Source organism: Sulfurovum xiamenensis (assembly GCF_030347995.1).
Lineage (GTDB): Bacteria > Campylobacterota > Campylobacteria > Campylobacterales > Sulfurovaceae > Sulfurovum > Sulfurovum xiamenensis.
The window spans coordinates 373,984-392,818 of record NZ_JAQIBC010000002.1; the positions used below are offsets into that span (position 1 = coordinate 373,984).

General features: G+C 39.3%; 16 protein-coding genes. 4 read left to right on the top strand and 12 right to left on the bottom strand.

All coding sequences use genetic code 11. From position 1 onward, the window contains the following. Positions 1-18: 18 nt before the first annotated feature. Genes PF327_RS05000 through PF327_RS05010 form a run of 3 tightly spaced genes read right to left on the bottom strand, consistent with a single transcriptional unit; the run spans position 19 to position 5,139 of the window. Positions 19-1,269: an MgtC/SapB family protein gene (locus PF327_RS05000; RefSeq protein WP_008242478.1), complete on the bottom strand. Its 1,251-nt coding sequence runs from the start codon at positions 1,267-1,269 to the stop codon at positions 19-21. Then, positions 1,260-3,938, bottom strand: a complete 2,679-nt coding sequence (locus tag PF327_RS05005) for a calcium-translocating P-type ATPase, SERCA-type (protein WP_008242475.1) — start codon at positions 3,936-3,938, stop codon at positions 1,260-1,262. Before PF327_RS05005 ends, PF327_RS05000 begins: the two co-directional genes overlap by 10 nt. Next, on the bottom strand, positions 3,928-5,139 hold the full coding sequence (locus PF327_RS05010) for a cation:proton antiporter (RefSeq protein WP_008242473.1): 1,212 nt from the start codon (positions 5,137-5,139) through the stop codon (positions 3,928-3,930). Before PF327_RS05010 ends, PF327_RS05005 begins: the two co-directional genes overlap by 11 nt. Positions 5,140-5,390: 251 nt before the next feature. On the opposite strand from PF327_RS05010, the gene nifJ reads away from it, so the two are divergent. The 3 genes from nifJ to PF327_RS05025 are packed head-to-tail and all read left to right on the top strand — an operon-like array spanning position 5,391 to position 10,392. Next, positions 5,391-8,957, top strand: a complete 3,567-nt coding sequence (nifJ, locus tag PF327_RS05015; RefSeq protein ID WP_008242471.1) for a pyruvate:ferredoxin (flavodoxin) oxidoreductase — start codon at positions 5,391-5,393, stop codon at positions 8,955-8,957. A 2-nt stretch (positions 8,958-8,959) separates the two neighbouring features. Continuing rightward, positions 8,960-9,955 carry a dihydroorotate dehydrogenase-like protein gene (locus PF327_RS05020; RefSeq protein WP_008242469.1) on the top strand — a complete coding sequence of 332 codons (996 nt, stop codon included), beginning with the start codon at positions 8,960-8,962 and terminating at the stop codon, positions 9,953-9,955. Positions 9,956-9,984: 29 nt separating this feature from the next. Further along, a complete protein-coding gene (locus PF327_RS05025; RefSeq protein WP_037999870.1) occupies positions 9,985-10,392 on the top strand; it encodes a PGPGW domain-containing protein in 408 nt (135 codons plus the stop codon). 14 nt (positions 10,393-10,406) lie between these two features. Here the strand turns inward: PF327_RS05025 and PF327_RS05030 are convergent, their stop codons facing one another. The 9 genes from PF327_RS05030 to PF327_RS05070 all read right to left on the bottom strand — a co-directional run bounded on the left by PF327_RS05030 (position 10,407) and on the right by PF327_RS05070 (position 18,198). Continuing rightward, the gene (locus PF327_RS05030; RefSeq protein WP_008242465.1) at positions 10,407-10,988 is read right to left on the bottom strand and encodes a hypothetical protein; all 582 of its coding nucleotides are present in this window, start codon (positions 10,986-10,988) and stop codon (positions 10,407-10,409) included. 179 nt (positions 10,989-11,167) lie between these two features. Beyond that, positions 11,168-11,941, bottom strand: a complete 774-nt coding sequence (gene proB / locus PF327_RS05035) for a glutamate 5-kinase (RefSeq protein ID WP_037999868.1) — start codon at positions 11,939-11,941, stop codon at positions 11,168-11,170. A 111-nt stretch (positions 11,942-12,052) separates the two neighbouring features. After that, entirely contained in the window at positions 12,053-12,748 is a 696-nt protein-coding gene (locus tag PF327_RS05040) for a LytR/AlgR family response regulator transcription factor (protein WP_008242460.1), read from the bottom strand. Continuing rightward, the gene (locus PF327_RS05045; protein WP_008242459.1) at positions 12,729-13,736 is read right to left on the bottom strand and encodes a sensor histidine kinase; all 1,008 of its coding nucleotides are present in this window, start codon (positions 13,734-13,736) and stop codon (positions 12,729-12,731) included. Before PF327_RS05045 ends, PF327_RS05040 begins: the two co-directional genes overlap by 20 nt. Next, complete coding sequence (locus tag PF327_RS05050; protein WP_008242458.1) at positions 13,729-15,150, bottom strand: phytoene desaturase family protein; 1,422 nt, start codon at positions 15,148-15,150, stop codon at positions 13,729-13,731. The genes PF327_RS05045 and PF327_RS05050 overlap by 8 nt, the downstream gene beginning before the upstream one ends. Next, the gene (gene hemH / locus PF327_RS05055; RefSeq protein ID WP_289401563.1) at positions 15,150-16,088 is read right to left on the bottom strand and encodes a ferrochelatase; all 939 of its coding nucleotides are present in this window, start codon (positions 16,086-16,088) and stop codon (positions 15,150-15,152) included. The genes PF327_RS05050 and hemH overlap by 1 nt, the downstream gene beginning before the upstream one ends. 78 nt (positions 16,089-16,166) lie before the next feature. Next, positions 16,167-16,985: a TIGR01777 family oxidoreductase gene (locus tag PF327_RS05060; RefSeq protein WP_008242449.1), complete on the bottom strand. Its 819-nt coding sequence runs from the start codon at positions 16,983-16,985 to the stop codon at positions 16,167-16,169. Positions 16,986-17,068: 83 nt separating this feature from the next. Further along, positions 17,069-17,368: a glutathione peroxidase gene (locus PF327_RS05065; protein WP_289401564.1), complete on the bottom strand. Its 300-nt coding sequence runs from the start codon at positions 17,366-17,368 to the stop codon at positions 17,069-17,071. A gap of 350 nt (positions 17,369-17,718) precedes the next feature. Beyond that, a complete protein-coding gene (locus PF327_RS05070) occupies positions 17,719-18,198 on the bottom strand; it encodes a glutathione peroxidase (RefSeq protein WP_289401644.1) in 480 nt (159 codons plus the stop codon). 218 nt (positions 18,199-18,416) lie between these two features. On the opposite strand from PF327_RS05070, the gene PF327_RS05075 reads away from it, so the two are divergent. Then, positions 18,417-18,767, top strand: a complete 351-nt coding sequence (locus tag PF327_RS05075) for a DUF202 domain-containing protein (protein ID WP_289401565.1) — start codon at positions 18,417-18,419, stop codon at positions 18,765-18,767. The last annotated feature ends 68 nt before the right edge of the window (positions 18,768-18,835 follow it).

An 18,835-nucleotide genomic window follows, 5' to 3' on the forward strand; every position in this document is an offset into this window, starting at 1 on the left:
ATATCTTCTATGAAAACCTTATATATGCATCATACCAAAAGTGATCACCATCACCCCTATACTCAATAGATAAAAAAGGGCCATAATCATGCCTACTTTTTTTCCTCCCAAAGCAAAAACAATACCCAGTTTTACGATAGAGTTTACAACCGTTGCAATCATGATCCCGTACATGGCTGTAAGTTCGGATATCTTCACTGTTGCAATCTGGGATAAAGAGAGTGTAATGGCATCTACATCCGTTAATCCCGATAAAAAGGAGATGATATAGACACCTGAATCTCCAAATTCTGACTGAAAGATATAGATCGAACCGAAAATAATTCCAAACAGCAAACCTAACTTCAGTGCCTGTGAGAGTTCAAGAGGATTGGTGGTCACAGCTATATGTTCTACTTTATAGACCTTTTCATGTTTATAAAGATACGAAACAAATACCAATCCCACTATGGTGCCTGAAATATAGGGGAGTGCCAGTGACTTAGCGAGATCAGAATTGAAAACGGCAGTTTCAGCAAGTACCCTTAGATACATAATCGTTGAAGCAATGGCCATCCCACCGGCAAAGTTTTTCAGATATGTTTTCTCCAATGCATAGAGTTTTGAAAGGCTGATGGAGACAGCGGTTGACGATACAAGACCTCCAAATATACCCGTCATATATACCCCTCTTTTATTTCCAAGTATCTTAATGGCTATGTAACCGATAAAAGAGATACCGGCTATCAGAACGACCATCAGCCATGTTTTATAGGGGTTGAACACACCAAAAGGATCGACCATTTCATTGGGGAGCAGAGGCAGGACAACAAAGGTCATGACCAAAAAGAGCGTGGCGGATTTGATATCGGTCTGTGTGATCTCCTGTTCTACCTTAGCAAGTGTACTTTTGATCTCCAGTATCAGCAACATGATCACCGCTATGAATACAGCATAATCTTCCAATGAGAGATACATCATCATCCCCAGAATATACGTCACAAATGCAGCGATCTCAGTCGTTGTACCATGTGAATCACTCTTAACTGTTTTATAGACATAGGTAGCTAAGATCAATGATCCAAATAAAAAAAGTGATACATGCAGAAAATATGGTATAAATGTCTGCATCCATGCACTCAAATACCCTAAAAGAGCGATCAGTGTAAATGTTCTTGTACCTGCAGATCTAATATGTTCTTTACTATGTTCACGCATTTCACGTTGTAAACCTATCATAAAGCCTATGATAAGGGTAATAGCAATTTTTCTTATGATATCTATTTCCATTTGGTCCACCTGATCCATTTATAAAGCTCTGTCAAAATAAATATTGGTAATGAGACTAACACTATAATACCCCAATCTTCCCAACTCATAGCAGTCGTATGCAATGCACTTTGTAAAAACGGCACATAGACGGCACATGCCTGCAGTCCCAAAGTGAGTGCGATAGCCAATAGAAGCCACTTGTTGGTGAAAAAACCTATGACATTGATAGGCTCACGTAGTGAACGAAAATTCAGCACGATCATCTTCTCAAGAATAATGATCCCCGTAAATGCTATGGTCTGTGCAAGCACCATGCCATTTTGAGGATCTTTTGCAAGATAGTAATGAAAAAGCCAAAGCGTTACCAATCCTACATAAGTCCCTAACACAGCAATCATAATAGTGCCACCACGGTCAAGGATAGGTTCATCTACCTCTCTTGGCGGTCGCTTCATAATACCTTTTTCTGCCGGTTCCACACCCAGAGCAATCGCTGTCATACCATCGGTGATAAGATTCATCCACAATATCTGTACAGGGATAAGGACCAGTGGTCCGCCCAATAAAATATTTAAAAAGATGACGATGACCTCACCACTGTTGGATGCCATAAGGTACTGCACGAATTTTTTAATATTATCATACTCCCGTCGTCCCTCTTTTACTGCATTAATAATAGATGCAAAGTTATCATCCACTAATACAATATCAGAAGCGCTTTTAGCGACATCCGTACCTTTTTTCCCCATAGCTATACCAATATCTGCTTCTTTCAGTGCCGGAGCATCATTCACCCCATCACCAGTCATTGCGACCACTTCATCTCTAGCTTTAAGGGTATTTACAATTCTGAGTTTATCTTCGGGCCTTGCTCTTGCGAATAATACCTTTTCCTGTAATACCGTACCTAATGTATCATTATCCATTTGAGAAAGTTCACTTGATGTTATCGCTCTGTCTACTTCCAGACCGATCGTGTGGGCAATAGAGAGTGCTGTATCCGCATTATCCCCAGTGATCATAATAATATCGATACCAGCTGTTTTAGCCATATGAATAGCTTCAGGAACTTCTTCATGCGGTGGATCTATGATCCCTACAAAACCAAGTAAAACCAATGAGTTCTCAACACTCTCTTCTAAAAGTGTTGTATCAACAGGAAGTCTCCTAAAAGCAATGGCAAGTGTTCGTAGTCCATTGGTAGCCATCTTTTTATACGCTGATTCAATCTCTTTTTTATAGGATTCTTCCAAAGGAAGTACCTTCCCATCTTTGAACACCTGAGTACTTCTTTCAAGGATGACTTCCGGAGCACCTTTGACATAGGCTGTCAAAGTATCTTTTTCATGTACAATAACGCTCATACGTTTCCGGCTGGAGTTAAAAGAAAATTCGCTTACTCTAGTATCATTCTCATCATCATAAAGACCTGCTTTGTAGGCGGAAACAACCAAGGATGCTTCTGTAGGTTCACCGATCACTTCCCAATCTGCATTGTTTTTTTGTACTTTGGCATGATTACATATCAAAGCACTTTTTAACAGCATCATCAAGTCTGTATGGCTCTTATGATCGATCTTCTCCCCTGCTACTTCAAAATGACCCTTAGGTTCATAGCCACTTCCGGTTACTTCGATCTCTCCGGAGAGAAGCCAGATCTTTTTTACAGTCATCTGGTTTTGCGTCAATGTTCCAGTCTTATCTGTACATATCGTGGTTGCTGCACCAAGTGTTTCTGCAGCCTGCAAGCGTCTCAAAAGTGCTTTTTGCTTTGCCATAGCCTTGATACCAAGTGCCAGTGTGATCGTCACAACTGCAGGAAGTCCTTCAGGTACCACAGCAACAGCCAATGCGACCCCCGTCAGAAACATCTCAAAAAGATCTTTGCCAAGAAGCCATCCGATCAAAGCAACAAGTATAGAAATAGCTACAGAATAGATCCCCAGTTTTTTACCCAATACAGCAAGTTTCTTTTGTAGAGGTGTTTTGACTGTATCGACACTCTGCGTCATACGTGCAATTTTTCCAAACTGGGTTTGCATACCAGTCTCAACCACTATCCCCGTTCCTCTTCCATTCACCACTGCTGTACCCATCCAGGCCATATCAGACTGTTCTGAAAGAGGAGTATCTTTATCTACCGTATCCACTTTTTTAAAGACTGAGGCGGATTCACCTGTCAGGGAAGACTCATCCACTTTTAGGTTAAAACTTTGAATAAGCCTCAGATCTGCAGGTACCCTGTCACCTATCTCCAATAAGACAATATCTCCGGGAACAAGCATTTTGGCATCAATGATCTGCTCTTTGGATGCACGAAGTACCTTGCACTTTGGATGCAACATCTTTCTTAATACTTCAATGGCATTTTCGGCCTTGAACTCCTGAACAAATCCGAGAATACCGTTAAGTACAATGATTACTAAAATAGTGACAGCATCACCCAATTCACCAATGGCCAAAGAGATCGCTGCTGCAACTATGAGTATAAGGATAAGTACATTCGTAAACTGACGTAGAAATACTTGATACCAGGGAGATTTTTCTATACGAACAAGTTCATTCGGTCCATATACTTCAACCCTATGTTTCGCTTCCTCTTCACTTAATCCGGTTTGTATATCACTGTTTAAAGCACTGAGGAGATCATTTATATCTTTTGTCTGCCATTGAACACTATTTTTCATGGTAAACCTCGTCACCCCAAAAACGTATCAAGAGTGAAAAGATGATGGGTACCGTTATCGCAGTAAAAGAGGATGCAGCGACCAGTGCCGTAAAGAGTTTTATATCGATGATCGCTGCACTAAAAAGTAACTGTGCAACGATGATCTCTGTTGTCAGTCTAGCATCAAGACCTACTCCTACTATTATCGCCTCTTTTAGACACATTTTTTTCATTGGTACCATGAGCAAAACACCAAATAGCTTGCCAAATGTACCTGCAAGATAGAGTATGATAGCTAAAAGCGGCTCCTGCAGGAATCCTTCCATATCAGCATTAAACCCGACCCAAAAGAAGAAGATTACACCAAAAAAACCATAACTTAAGGTCTGTGTTGTTTTAGCAAGCAATTCACCCTTCTGTTCTTCATGTTCAAAAAGAGGACGCATAATAATCCCTGCAGTAATAGCACCTACAACCATCCCCAGTTCGACATACTCTCCAAAACCGCCAAAACCAAATAAAATGATCAATGAGAAGATCATCAGAGCACTTAAATTTTTTGGTTCCCACTTTTGCAGAATCCTAGGCATCCATTGATATAAAATCCAAGAAAGTAAAATAAATGTCATAATACCGGCAAACAGCCCTAATACCCCTCCATGACTTTGGCCTGTTCTTGCTCCTATCCAGATAGAAACGATACCAACTAATATCACTTCAATCACATCATCAAGGACTCCCGCACCGATAATAAACGTACCGATACGTGTTTTGAGCATTTTATACTCATCTAAGATAGGCACGATAACGGCTTCAGCCGTTGGCATACGTGTCAAACCTATTACCAATGCGATCGCCCATCCATAATCATATAAAAGCATAGCCATCACACCAAAGATAAAAGGAATGATCGTATTGAACAATGTAAGCCATGCTATATCCGAACTTGATTTCTTCATCTCAGTCAAATCTATCTGTAAGCCTATATAGAAAAGTAGAAAAAGAACACCAAGATCAGAAAGAAAGGAAAAAGTACTTTCAAAATCAGGATTACCGTGGATCAATGTAGAAAAAGAGGTATAACTAAGCGCAATTCCAACAAATAGTGCGGCAAGTATACTGGGTATACGAAATCTTGAAAGTAAAAAAGCAAGTGCATAAGTGAAAGCAAATACCAAGGCAAAAGTTAAAAGAAGTTCTCCCAACTCTAATTCATTCATACCTATTCCACCTTTCGAGCAGTTTATTAAATCTTACCATAAAACAAAATAAGTGCAAAATATAATTAAAACAATAAAATCAAATTGAAGGCTTAAATATTTCATAGAGATATTTTAGGGATACACGCTACAATATAAGAATGACCGATACAAGTCATCTTAGCAAATACTATTTGATGCGTTTATATTGTGATCACTTAAAGGCAATATAGTTTATGAACTTTTTGACAGACAACTAAAGGAGTATGATCATGGCAGAGCATTCAACTATGATGGTTGACGGCAATGAAGCCGTTGCAATGGTAGCCCACAAGATCAATGAGGTCATTGCCATATACCCTATCACCCCCGCCTCTCCTATGGGTGAATTCAGTGATATTTACAGTGCCAAAAAACAGAAGAATATTTTTGGTACGGTGCCTGAAGTGTATGAAATGCAAAGTGAAGGAGGCGCAAGCGGTGCTGTGCACGGTGCCTTGCAGGCAGGTGCACTGACCACGACCTTTACCGCTTCTCAGGGATTGCTGCTGATGATACCCAATATGTATAAGATCGCAGGAGAGCTCACTTCGACGGTATTTCATGTGGCTTCTCGCTCTCTTGCTGCCCAGGCACTCTCCATTTTTGGTGACCATCAGGATGTCATGGGAGTAAGACAGACCGGGTTTGCCCTACTCGCCTCTGGTTCCGTACAGGAAGCCCATGATTTTGCCCTTATTGCACAGGTAGCAACCCTGCATGGACGCATTCCTTTTTTACATTTTTTTGACGGATTTAGAACCTCCCATGAAGTGAATCGTATCGAAAAACTCCCTGATGAAGTACTCAAAAGCATGATCAACCTTGATCTGGTCGAAGCACACCATAAACGGGGTCTGACACCTGACCTCCCTGTACTTCGTGGTACATCCCAAAACCCCGATGTCTATTTTCAAGGGCGTGAAAGTGTCAATAAGTATTATCAGGCACTGCCTAAGATCTTGCAGGAGCAGATGGATACCTTTGCCGAATTAACCGGAAGATCCTACCGGCTTTTTGATTATGTCGGTGTTGAAGATGCTGAGAGAGTGATCGTATTGATGGGTTCTGGTACCCAGGCAGTAGAAGAGAGTGTACTCTATCTGAATGCGCAAGATGAAAAAGTGGGCATGATAAAGATACGGCTGGCATTGCCTTTTGCGGTCGAAACATTCATTGATGCACTTCCAAGCTCAGTCAAGTCCATTGCCGTGCTTGACCGTACCAAAGAATCAGGGAGTCTGGGTGAACCACTCTATCATGATGTAGTGAGTGCACTGTATGAACATCGTACCGAACTACCTTTTGAGCTGCCAACTATCATCGGGGGACGCTACGGCCTCTCGTCCAAAGAGTTTACTCCTGCTATGATACTAGCGATCTACAAGGAACTTTCAAAAGCATCTCCGAAAAATCACTTTACTATCGGTATTGACGATGATGTTACCCATACTTCACTTGATTATGATCATAATTTCATCTTAAAAAACCCTAATCAGTTTCAGGCCCTCTTTTACGGACTGGGCTCGGATGGTACGGTAGGAGCCAACAAAAATACCATCAAGATCATCGGAGAAGAGACAGACTATTATGCCCAGGGGTATTTTGTCTATGACTCCAAAAAATCCGGTTCTATGACCATTTCTCATCTTCGTTTCGGTCCCGATCCGATACGCTCGAGCTACCTGATACAAGAAGCCGATTTTATCGCCGTACATCAATCTGTATTTCTTGAAAAACTCGATCTGCTGCAGCATGCTAAACCAGGTGCCGTTTTTCTGCTGAACACCCCGCACAACAAAGAGGAAGTATGGCAGCATCTTCCCCGTGTGACCCTGAAACTTATCATTGATAAAAGGCTTAAATTTTATGTCATTGATGCCTACAGTGTGGCCAAAGAAAGTAAGATTGGGTCTCGTATCAATACCGTGATGCAGACCTGTTTCTTTGCCATCAGCGGTATTCTTCCAAGAGAGGAAGCGATTGCCAAGATAAAACACTCGATCCAAAAAAGCTATGGAAAAAAAGGTGATGTCATTGTACAGATGAATTTTGCCGCCGTGGACAATACACTTGAGAATCTCTATGAAGTCGATATTCCCACACAGGCAGAGAGTACCCAAGAGCTTCAGCCTGTACTCAAAGGGGTACTAAGCCCATTCGTTTCTGAAGTGATCGGAAAAATGAGTGCCTACATGGGAGATGAACTTCCAGTATCCAAGATCCCGGCTGACGGGACATGGCCCACAGGGACCACACAGTACGAAAAACGGAACATTGCCCATGAAGTGCCTGTATGGGACCCTGATACCTGTATCCAGTGCAACAAATGTGTCTCTGCTTGTCCCCACTCGGTCATTCGCTCCAATGTCTTTGATGTCTCCTTTATGGATGAAGCGCCTGAAGGGTTTCTATCAAAACTGGCCAAGGGAAAGAAATTCGGAGAAAATGATCTTTTCAATATCTCTGTAGCGGTCGAGGACTGTACTGGATGTTCGCTCTGCACTGAAGTGTGCCCAGCAAAGAACAAATCACAAACGAACCTCAAAGCGATCAATATGACCCCGCTTCCCGACATTAAAGAAGAGAAGATTGCACAGTGGGATTACTTTACTTCACTCCCAAAGGTTGAGCGTTCCAAACTAGACCATGATGACCTAAAAGAGTCACAATTCCTTGAACCTCTCTTTGAGTTCAGCGGTGCATGTGCAGGGTGCGGAGAGACCCCGTACATTAAACTTGCTACACAGCTTTTTGGTGACAGGATGGTCGTTGCCAACGCCACTGGATGCAGTTCCATCTACGGAGGGAATCTTCCTACCACACCATGGAGAAAAAATGATGAAGGACGCGGACCGGCCTGGTCCAATTCACTCTTTGAAGACAATGCAGAGTTCGGGCTTGGCTTCCGCCTTGCCATCGATAACCACATAGCCCATGCCCGAAGCCTGCTTGAAGGACTTCAAGATGGTCTGGACAAAAAACTTGTTGAAGCGATACTGGGTGCTTCTCAGAAGAATGAAACAGAATTCAATGAGCAGAGGGAACGGATTACACTGCTTAAATCTGCTCTTGCTGAACGTGAAGACAATGAAGCAAAAAAACTACATGAGATCGCAGATTATCTTGTGAAAAAATCTGTTTGGATCATCGGGGGAGACGGCTGGGCCTATGACATCGGCTATGGCGGTCTGGATCATGTGCTTGCCAGCGGGAAAAACGTCAATATTCTGGTACTCGATACCCAGGTCTACTCCAACACCGGCGGCCAGCAGTCCAAAGCCACCCTGACGGGTGCTGTGGCCAAGTTCGCTGCAGACGGAAAGGCAGGGGTACCGAAAGATCTTGCTGCCATGGCCATCAATTACGAAAATGTCTATGTAGCAAAAGTCTCACTGGGTGCGAACGACAAAGCAACGGTCAAAGCCTTTGTTGAAGCAGAGTGTTATGAAGGTCCTTCCATCATCATTGCCTACTCGCACTGCATCGCCCACGGGTATGATCTAAAATACGGGTTTGATCAGCAAAAACGTGCTGTTGACAGTGGATTATGGCCGATTTTCCGATTTAACCCAGATAAGATCAAAGAAGGGGAAAATCCGATGACACTGGACTACAAAGGTCCTAAAATAGATGTCAAAGATTTTATGTATCGTGAAACACGATTTAAAATGGTTGAGAAGATGAATGCTGAATCTGCAGGATCTTACCTGAAAACCGCGGCACATACAGCTCAGACTCTCTACAAAAGATACCAAAACCTATATGAACATTATCAACCAATACAAAAGGAGGTCTGACCATGGAACTGACTACTACGCATTTAGGGCTGGAGTTAAAAAATCCTCTTATTGCTAGTGCTTCGCCGTTAACGGCATCTCTTGATAGCATAAAAAAGCTTGAAGAGAACGGTATCGCCGCTGTCATCATGCATTCCCTCTTCGAAGAAGAGATTAACCATGAGATCCATCAGATCGACCATTTTTTGCACATTCACAGTAACGCTAATGCTGAAGCAACTACTTATCTGCCAAATGAAGTGGATTTTGAGAATCTCCACTCTGAAAACTATCTTGAAGAGATTAGAAAAACCAAAAAAGCTGTCCAAATTCCGATTATCGCAAGTCTGAACGGTGTTTCTGCAGGAGGATGGGTGAAATATGCCAAAAAACTGCAAGAAGCCGGTGCGGATGCTTTAGAACTTAACATCACCTATATTCCTACCTCTATAGATATGGAGGGTCATACCGTAGAACAAATGTATGTCGACACCGTAACGCAAGTCAAAGAGCATATATCTATTCCCCTCAATGTCAAAATGAACGCCTATTTTTCCAGCCCTGCAAATATGGCAAAACGCTTTGTGGAAGCCGGAGCCAACGGTCTGACCATTTTTGACAATCCTGCACGTGTGGATGTGGACCTTGAACTTCTTACTCCATTGCAGCGTGCCAATATCACCAGCCCAGCCAATATCAGTGAAACTTTAAGATGGTGTGCGATCCTCTATAACAAGCTTTCCTGCTCAATGTGTGCGGGTACAGGGATACACAGCGGTGAAGATGTGCTCAAAGCCATCATGAGTGGAGCAGATGCAGTGGCACTGGCTTCCATACTTCTTACCAAAGGAGAAGCCCAGGCAGCTGTGATACTCAATGAAATCACCCAATGGATGCAGGAATACGAGTATGACTCTATCTCGCAAATGAAAGGAAGTATCTCTCTGACCCATACCGATAACCCGGCTGCGTATGAACGCAACTCCTATATGTACGCTTTACAGCAGTATCGCCGCTGATGCTACAATAAAGAAATAGAAATAATGCAATGATGGAGTTTATTGATAATCATGAAAATCTATTGTTTGGGTTAACGCTAGTGTCGATCATGAGCTTTATCGCCTCGATACTGTTGATTCCTTGGATAGTGACTCAAATACCTGCAGATTATTTTACGCATCCAAAACGCCAAAGGTATCTATGCTGTCAAAAACCAAAAATGGTACGCTTTATGTTTATATTCCTTAAAAATATCATTGGAGTGCTGCTCATCATAGGAGGTATTTTCCTGCTTTTTTTACCCGGTCAGGGAATACTTACCATCCTGATAGGATTGCTTATCATAGATTTTCCCTACAAATACAGATTTGAGATCTGGGTCATAAAACACCCTTTTGTGCTAAAATCTGTCAATAAATTACGTACGAAAGCAAAAAAGCGCCCTTTAGTGATCTAAAAATTCACTGTTTTCTACTGTTGAGAAGTTTCCCGAAGATCCTTTAACTTCTCTTGATAATCCTCTTCATCACCATAAGAGAGGAATTCCTCATAATACTTATGTTGCGCTATCACCTTCTTCGCATGTTTTATAGGACAAAAGTAGAGTTCGGTTCTACCAGAAATGGCTGAAGCATACAGCATTAGGCCATTAAAATAAGAGCAATAAAGACAATTGAGCTTTTCAATAGCGTTTAAATATCCAAGGTAATGATGGTCAAAGTGCATATAGTCACTTCGTTTGATAAACTCAAACTTAAAAATTCTGAATGCGATCTGTTGATAGATAAAGAGCAACACGTCAAAGATGATAGCAGGAATGACCATCACATAGATAAGAGGTGCCGTAAGCAAATGTAAAAAAGGCACTTCCCTAAACCAGGTTAAAAGATTTTTCATATTCTCTTTTTGTTTGGCCAAAACCTCTTGTTCAAATGTCACATAGCCATTTTTGATCTCATAAGAGATATGATTCTCTTGTTTGTCGATCTCTTTTGCAAGTTTCACCTTCATCTTGTCGATCTCTTCAATCATTTCTCTTATCTTATCATTCATAGATAACCCTTCATATGTTTCAATTCTTGCTTATTATACAGAGTTAACTCTATGGTATCAATGTAATTATTATAATATGTGTAAATAAAAGAGTGCCGTGAAGCAGTAGTAAAAAGTTGAATGCTGGAAGAGCATACCAAGCATGAACAGAATCTACAATCCCAAATGGTCAGGATGCACTAGTTCTTTGCTCTAAAAAGCGTTCCTTTCGTATGTTTACCATCCATGAGAAACTCATAGGCAGTCGAAAGATCAAACCCGCTACATAGAAACATTTCACGTTTTTTATTGATCAGGAAATCTGCAGCAACCAACTTAGTATATAGACCGCCTGATGTAAATTCATTATGAGGTCTATATACTGCAGCAAGTTCATCTTCTGAAATACTATTCACTTCTTTTAACATTTGTGCATGAGGATTTTCATCTGGATTGCTGTCATAGTAACCGTCTATATCACTCAAAATAACCAAGAGATCCGAGTCTGTATGATGGGTCACTTTGGCTGCAAGTAGATCATTATCTCCAAATATCTGATCAGGTGTACTTGAAATATCATTCTCATTGACAATAGGAATGATGTCTTCTTTAAATGATGTTTGTATGATCTGGCTAAATATCTCTGTACGTTTTCTGGAGTTAAAATCATCTTCGGTCAAAAGAATTTGAGCAATATCCGTATCATAGATATCAAACTTTTTTTTGTAAGAGCTCATGAGTATAGGCTGTCCAATTGCAGCCAGGACTTTCTTGCTAATATGTTCTCTTTTGTCTAATTTTAAAGCTGTGTACCCTGCTGCTGCTGCACCAGAACTTACAAATATAACCTCATATTTTTTGCGAACTTCTACGATAAAAGAAACGAGATTAAGCATACGCTCTTTTGCGATCTCACCCTTCTCTGTTAACACAGAACTTCCTACTTTTATAACGACTCTGTTATATTGATTCATAGTAACCTTAATCGATTTTTGATGTAGCGGACGATAATAACAAAATAACTTTAAAGTTATAGACTTCATCAAGCACTATGCTTTACTCCATGAAGAATGAGTGAAAACATTTTAGACAGAAAATTGGTTTCTAAATGCTTTTGCTCCATCTTTACTGGATTCTATCTGATCAGGGATATCTTGAAATGAAAAACGGAGTTTACTCTGTTCTATGGTCTCTATCTCTTTGATCTTGTTAATATTGATCAGATAGGATCTATGGATACGTACAAAATGATAAGCCAATAATCTTTTTTCAAGATCAGAGATCTTTTGGGCATAGTAAGAAAATCCTTTCGAAGAACGTAACATCACTTCACTGAGATCCGCTTTGACATAATAGATCTCCTCTGGTTTCAGTAGATAATAGCTCTCACCCGTCTTACTCATCAAACGAAGATCATTACTGCTTTTACTTTCCACTTTAACACGTGCTATACACTGCTCTAACTGTTCTATACTGAAAGGTTTGACCAGATACCCTACTGCACCGATATCAAACGCTTTAAGCGCATGTTCATCATACGCTGTTTGAAATATGATGGCTATGTCCTCCTGATGATAACGTAGTTCATACCCCAGTTCAAGTCCACTGCTTCCAGGCATGTTAATATCTAATAGTGCCAGATCAACATGATTCTCTTTGATCGCTTGAAGTGCACCTGTCGCACTCTCTGCTTCTATGATATCTTCATATCCAAGTGTATTAAGCATTCTTTTCAGTCTGCTAAGTGCTAAAGCTTCATCATCAACGATGAGTATTTTCATGACAATCTCCTAAATAGATAGTAAAAGTGGGGGTTTCTTTGTCTGTTATTTCTATCTTTCCCTTACAGAGAAGCTTTAGACGCTGGGCTAGATTCGTTAAGCCGGTTCCAAATTTGGTGTTTTTCATTGCTCTACCATTATTTTTCAATATCAGTGTATTTTGACTTTGATCATAAAATAGAGATATTTCTAATATTTTTTTGTCTATAAAACCATGCTTTATAGCATTCTCTACAAGTAACTGAATGGAAAATTTCGGTACTTTTATCTTAGGTATAGAATCATCAATATGCATATGGATCTTACCTGAAAAACGTATATTCTCAAGTTCGACATAATCACGCACATTTCTGAGTTCATCATTCAATGGAATGAGTGCTTTTTCATCCATAGTATTGCGTAAAAAAGTAGATACTTTTAATATGGCAGTCTCAGCTTTGTTCGGATCTTGGTGAATGAGTTCTGCTATAGAATTCAAAGCATTAAAAAGAAAATGTGGATTGAGCTGAGTCTCCAATGAACGGAGACGGCTTTGCAAATAATGATGATCAACCTCTTCTTTTTCATTACGCATCTTTACAAAACGATACAGCAAAGCACCTACTATATACGTCAGAACACCTATGGTAACAGCTATTTGGACATGGTGGGTATGAAATAAGGGGATAAGATCAATATCCCATAACTCTGCAATTTCAGTACTTAATAAAGTACCTAAAAAACCAGAAAGAAACGAGAAGAATATTGCCAATGGTAGCCAAAATATTTTTGAGATCTTTGGTAAAATAGTTTGATTCATAAACGTAATGAACAAAAGAGAGAAAAATGTAATAGAAAAACCAAGCATAGCTCCAAAATACATACCTTGGACCCATTCAAGACCTAAAAGCACATACCCTAAAGAAGAGAGCAACATCGCAAAAACAACGCCAATAAGTAAAATGTAAAGCCAATCAAGTACCTTGATACGCAAAGCGATATTATACATCCAGCAATCCTCTGAGATTTTCAACACCCAACATCACTCCAGGCCATCCCTGTGCTGCATAGACTGTATCACCTACCTGATATAAATCTTTAATTGGAGTATCATTGGAAGGAAGTTTTGGTAGGAAGTTTTTCATAGTGATAGCATTTCCTCCAAGTTGTGAACGGTTAATATAACGCTTGAAGCTTCTAGGTGTAGCAGCGAACTGATGCACTATCTCCTCTTCATTGATATCAAGTATAGCACAGATACTCTTTAGCATTTGAGTTTGAAGTTCTGATTTTTTACTCTGATAGGTTTGCTTATCTTCCCAAAACCTTACATCAGTATGTATGGATGCTGTCACACTATAGTGCCCTTCAGGTGTAAGCATGTTATCTGTCACATCTGAAAAAGAAACAAAGACTGCATTGGATATGCTGTGTGTATATTGTTCATCCTGTATCAGTTGATAATGATGTTCATACTTCTTGTCACTTCTTATTGTCATATAGAGCATAAATGAACTTTGGTGATTGTTGAGTGTTTCATACTTTTGATAATAGTTCTTTACTTTTTCATCATTAAAAAGTTTTTCGCTGTCATAAATGGTACTGTTCAGTATCACTTTTTTGGCTTTTAGTGACTCATTTTTGGTATGTAGTGTGAAATGATCACTGTGTCGTTCAATCTTTTCTATTTGTGTGTTACGTTTGATATACTTCATCTTTGCTGTCATCTGATCAAACAATCTTCCGAATCCACCTGGTACATAATGAGTTTCATTAAAAGAATATCCCAAAGAGAGTGCTGCAGTAAAAAAATTGATCTCTTTTGAATGAGCCTGTGCAACGATGAGGATCTGTGCTTCTAGAAATTTTTGATACTCTTCCGAAATATCTCCATAAAAATCGTTGATAAAATCATAGGCATTGGTCCGTAAGAAACGTTGAAATCTGACCAATAAAGGGAAAAAACTTGTCAGTGATATAAGTTTATGCCATAGAGAACGATTAGAGTAGTAATGTCCATGCAAAGCATAAAACTCTTTTCCAAGTCTATGAACCAATGTCCAAAATTCACGATTTTTAGGATGAGGATAGTTTTTTTCAAGCACTTCTAAAAAATCTTCCAAGTCGGAAAAACGAGGTGTGATTTTTTCATTTTGTATAATAACGATTGTAGGGTCTGTGACCAGAAGTTCAGGCGTAAAGCCTATTTTGTCAAACATTGATTTTACAATATGACCCTCTTGATATCCAGCCAGTGTCGTAGCACCGGTATTGTAAGCATAACCTCCATGTACAAAGGTCGAACTGCATCCACCAAGATATGGCTCTTTTTCAAACAAAACAGTCTCATACCCTTTAGCATCCAGATATGCAGCCATGCTGCTGCCACCTATACCAGAACCAACTACTGCATACTCGATCATTAGGAGACTTTCATACTCTCATATAGATTTGCTATGCATTTGACAAATGAGGGATGATCATTAGGGGCCTTTGCCACACGATACTCCACAAACCCAATTTTTTCAGCGATCTCTCTATACTCTACATCAAGTTCAAACTCTGTCTCAGAATTATCAATGGTAAAGGCTATCGGATAGATAATAACTTTTTTTTTCTTTAGACTTTTGAGTTTATCCTCAAGATAGGGACGTATCCATTCCAGTGGTCCAAGTCTTGACTGGTAGGCAAGATGGGTCTTATGAAACTGAATACCTGCTTCGAGCAATGCTTTACGAGCATGATATACATTGTACTTGATATGACGCTGATAGTTATCTCCATTATCTATGATCTTTTTGGGTAGTCCATGTGCAGAAAAAACCAACTCAAACTCTTCAGGATTGTCTGTACCAAGTGCCTCTTTGATCCGCTCTACACTTGCAGCGATATAATCTGGATGACGGTAATAACTATGCAGTGTTTTTACTTTTGCATGAATACCCTGCTTTTTGATACTCTCTTCGAGATCTTCCATACTTGAAAGTGTCGTTGTACTTGAGTAATGCGGATATAGAGGGATAGCATAGATCTCATCCACATGCTTAAGTCCTTGAAGTGCATCAAATGAATAAGGAGGGGTATAACGCATAGCCATATGTACGGTAGCATCAATACCCTCTTCAAGTTTTGATATGAGTTGTTTTGTATACCCTACCAAAGGTGATCTTCCTCCTAAAGCAGCATAACTGCTTTTGGCTTCTTCTTTTCTTCTCCATGTAATAAGTTTTGCTAACATCTTACGTATAGGCTTTGGTGCTGAAATAATGCGTTTATCGTTGAACATATTGTTCAAAAAAACTTCTACCTCATCCAAGTTATTGGGTCCACCCATGTTCATTAATACTATGGCTCGTTTCACGGAAACCTCACTTTTTTGTTTATTTTACAAATAATAGGGTTGTGTTCGTAGCCTCATAATGTCGATTCATTGTAAAAACTAGGTTAACTGGTGTTTTAGCGCTTTTTCTATGTCTGTATATTCAAAGACAAAACCTTGTTCCTGGAGTGCAGTAGGATAGACTTCTTTCGAACCTGTAAGGACAGAGCTGGCTTCCCCATACATGATGCGCAAAGCAAATTCAGGAATAGGCAGTATGGTAGGACGATGTAAAACCTTTCCTAATGCTTTGGTTAAAACATAATTTGTAACAGGGTTGGGGGAAACAGCATTAAAAACACCGGTAAGATGCTTATCAATAATGAATTGATAGATGCGTACCAGATCTTTCATAGCTATCCAACTGGTCATCATCTTCCCATTTCCAATAATGCCTCCAACACCCAATCTAAATGGTGTAAGCATCTGTGCCAATGCACCACCCTCTTTGCCAAGTATCACACCAAAACGTAATATAGTGGTTGGTTTCTCACACAATCTAGCTTCCTCTTCCCACTTATGGGCAAGTTCACCCAAAAAATCGTCTGCTATTTCTGTACAGCTTTCATCACATTTTTGATCATCAGGATAAATACCAATGGCTGAAGTAGAAATAAAATGTTTCACATGACTTTGATTGATCGCTTTTACCAATCGTTCTGTACTTTCTATACGGCTTTGAAGAAGAATTTTTTTATAAGGATCACTCCATCGCTTGATAATAGGAGCACCGGCAAGATTAATGACAACATTAACGTCTTCTAATTTTTTTACTATCATAGAGATGTCATCTTTCCTGTCTATGACACTACACTCTTTAAAATGATTCTGTAAAGCCGTTCCAACGAACCCGCTGGCTCCAGTCAGTGCTACTTTCATCACTTGTCTCCTTTTTATTATTGTAGAGACTCTCTATGTACTCCGTGTGCAATAATATATTACATAGAGTAAACAGATCAGGTCTATTTTAGTAGTGCTTCTATCTTTTCTTCGAGTTCTTTAGGTTTGGTAGATGAACCAAAACGCTCAACTACCTTACCCTCTCTATCCACAAGGAATTTCGTAAAGTTCCATTTGATCGCTTCTGTACCCAAAATTCCCGGCTGTTCTGATTTAAGATATCTGTAAAGTGGATGCGTATCATCGCCGTTGACATTGATCTTGGAGAACATAGGGAAAGTCACACCACAGTTCACACGACAAAAATTCTGTATCTCTTTTTCAGAACCTGGTTCCTGGGAACCAAACTGGTTACATGGCACACCTTTTCTATAATTAAATTTAGTATAATAGCCTTTAATACCCCTAAACATCGTTGAAATATCTAATTGAACAAAAATCAACGGTATAATTAAGTATTTTTAACTTTAGTATATTTAATTTAATACTTTTAAAATACCCTACTATCTAAAAAAGTATAATAACTTTATATCCTTAAAATTGTTTTTTGATTATGAATCTTGTAATGTAGTTATGTAAATATATGAGTTTATTTTAATATTTAAATGGATTGTTTAACTCTATCCAATCTTATAACTGGACAGTATGGATAAGATATAAATTGCCAGTATTCTATTGATTCTCTTATCTAGAATCCTACAGCTAGATATTGTTAGAGTAGTGATTTAATTTCTTTTTCAATTTCTTTGGGTTTGGTTGCTGAGCCAAAACGTTGAATAACTTTTCCATTTTTGTCAATTAGGAATTTTGTAAAGTTCCATTTTATTGACTCTGTTCCCAAAAAACCAGGTAGCTCAGATTTTAAATAAGCATAGAGTGGATGTGTATTTTCACCATTAACTTTTATTTTTGAAAACATCGGGAAAGTCACACCAAAGTTCACACGACAGAAGTTTTGTATCTCTTCTTCTGTTCCAGGCTCTTGAGAGCCAAATTGATTAGATGGAAAACCAAGTACAACCAGACCACTTTCTTTGTATTTTTGGTAAAGTGCTTCTAGCCCATTATATTGAGGTGTGAAGCCACATTTACTAGCTACATTGACTATGAGCAATACTTTGCCTTTGTAAGGTTCAAGCGTTGTTTCTGTGCCATTAATAGTTTTGACTTTAAAGTCATATATTGAAGTCATATTTTTATCCTTTGCATATAAATTAACTGATAGTAATAGAAATACAGTATTTACTAAAAGTATCATATAATTCTTATAACTTTTTTGATGATAATTATAATTTTTCATCTCTTCCTTTCGTGCTATAAATTACTTGGTATTCACTCAACCTTAGAACCTCTCAATTATGGAGGATTCCTTCCATACTATGATTGTAGCATATTCCAATTACTACAAGATTGGCTTTTGAGCGTACACGTGGTGCATATCAACGTACAATGATGGCATGGGTTAGAACAGGAACATCACTGATTACCTTTGGTTTTACTGCATACAAGTTTTTTCAGTTGGAAATATCCGGGAAAATACCACTCATCAAAGTATCACTCATTGGAGCACGTGAGTTTGAATTCATATTAATATGTATTGGTATAATTTTGCTTCTACTTGGCATGTTCGAGCATAGACGAGATATGCGGGCAATGCAGAAAGAGTACCCTGATATGCCTTGGTCTGCTACAAATTTAATCGCATATTTGATGGCGGCACTTGGAGGGCTTGCATTGATATCAGTGATCTATCGATTTTAATTAATATACTCTGGCTGATAGGTCAGAGTTTATCCTACAAAAAAAGAAATAAATAACTCTTGTCTAAA

Excerpts from the sequence above, each read along its gene's own strand:
- PF327_RS05040 (WP_008242460.1), bottom strand. The coding sequence starts at position 12,748 with ATGAAAATACTCATCGTTGATGATGAAGCTTTAGCACTTAGCAGACTG.
- PF327_RS05060 (WP_008242449.1), bottom strand. The coding sequence starts at position 16,985 with ATGAAAGTAGCACTGACTGGAGCCAGCGGGTTCGTTGGAACGGCTTTA.
- PF327_RS05010 (WP_008242473.1), bottom strand. The coding sequence starts at position 5,139 with ATGAATGAATTAGAGTTGGGAGAACTTCTTTTAACTTTTGCCTTGGTA.
- PF327_RS05020 (WP_008242469.1), top strand. The coding sequence starts at position 8,960 with ATGGAACTGACTACTACGCATTTAGGGCTGGAGTTAAAAAATCCTCTT.
- PF327_RS05045 (WP_008242459.1), bottom strand. The coding sequence starts at position 13,736 with ATGTATAATATCGCTTTGCGTATCAAGGTACTTGATTGGCTTTACATT.
- PF327_RS05070 (WP_289401644.1), bottom strand. The coding sequence starts at position 18,198 with ATGACTTCAATATATGACTTTAAAGTCAAAACTATTAATGGCACAGAA.
- PF327_RS05050 (WP_008242458.1), bottom strand. The coding sequence starts at position 15,150 with ATGATCGAGTATGCAGTAGTTGGTTCTGGTATAGGTGGCAGCAGCATG.
- PF327_RS05005 (WP_008242475.1), bottom strand. The coding sequence starts at position 3,938 with ATGAAAAATAGTGTTCAATGGCAGACAAAAGATATAAATGATCTCCTC.
- PF327_RS05000 (WP_008242478.1), bottom strand. The coding sequence starts at position 1,269 with ATGGAAATAGATATCATAAGAAAAATTGCTATTACCCTTATCATAGGC.
- PF327_RS05030 (WP_008242465.1), bottom strand. The coding sequence starts at position 10,988 with ATGAATGATAAGATAAGAGAAATGATTGAAGAGATCGACAAGATGAAG.
- nifJ (WP_008242471.1), top strand. The coding sequence starts at position 5,391 with ATGGCAGAGCATTCAACTATGATGGTTGACGGCAATGAAGCCGTTGCA.
- PF327_RS05025 (WP_037999870.1), top strand. The coding sequence starts at position 9,985 with ATGATGGAGTTTATTGATAATCATGAAAATCTATTGTTTGGGTTAACG.
- proB (WP_037999868.1), bottom strand. The coding sequence starts at position 11,941 with ATGAATCAATATAACAGAGTCGTTATAAAAGTAGGAAGTTCTGTGTTA.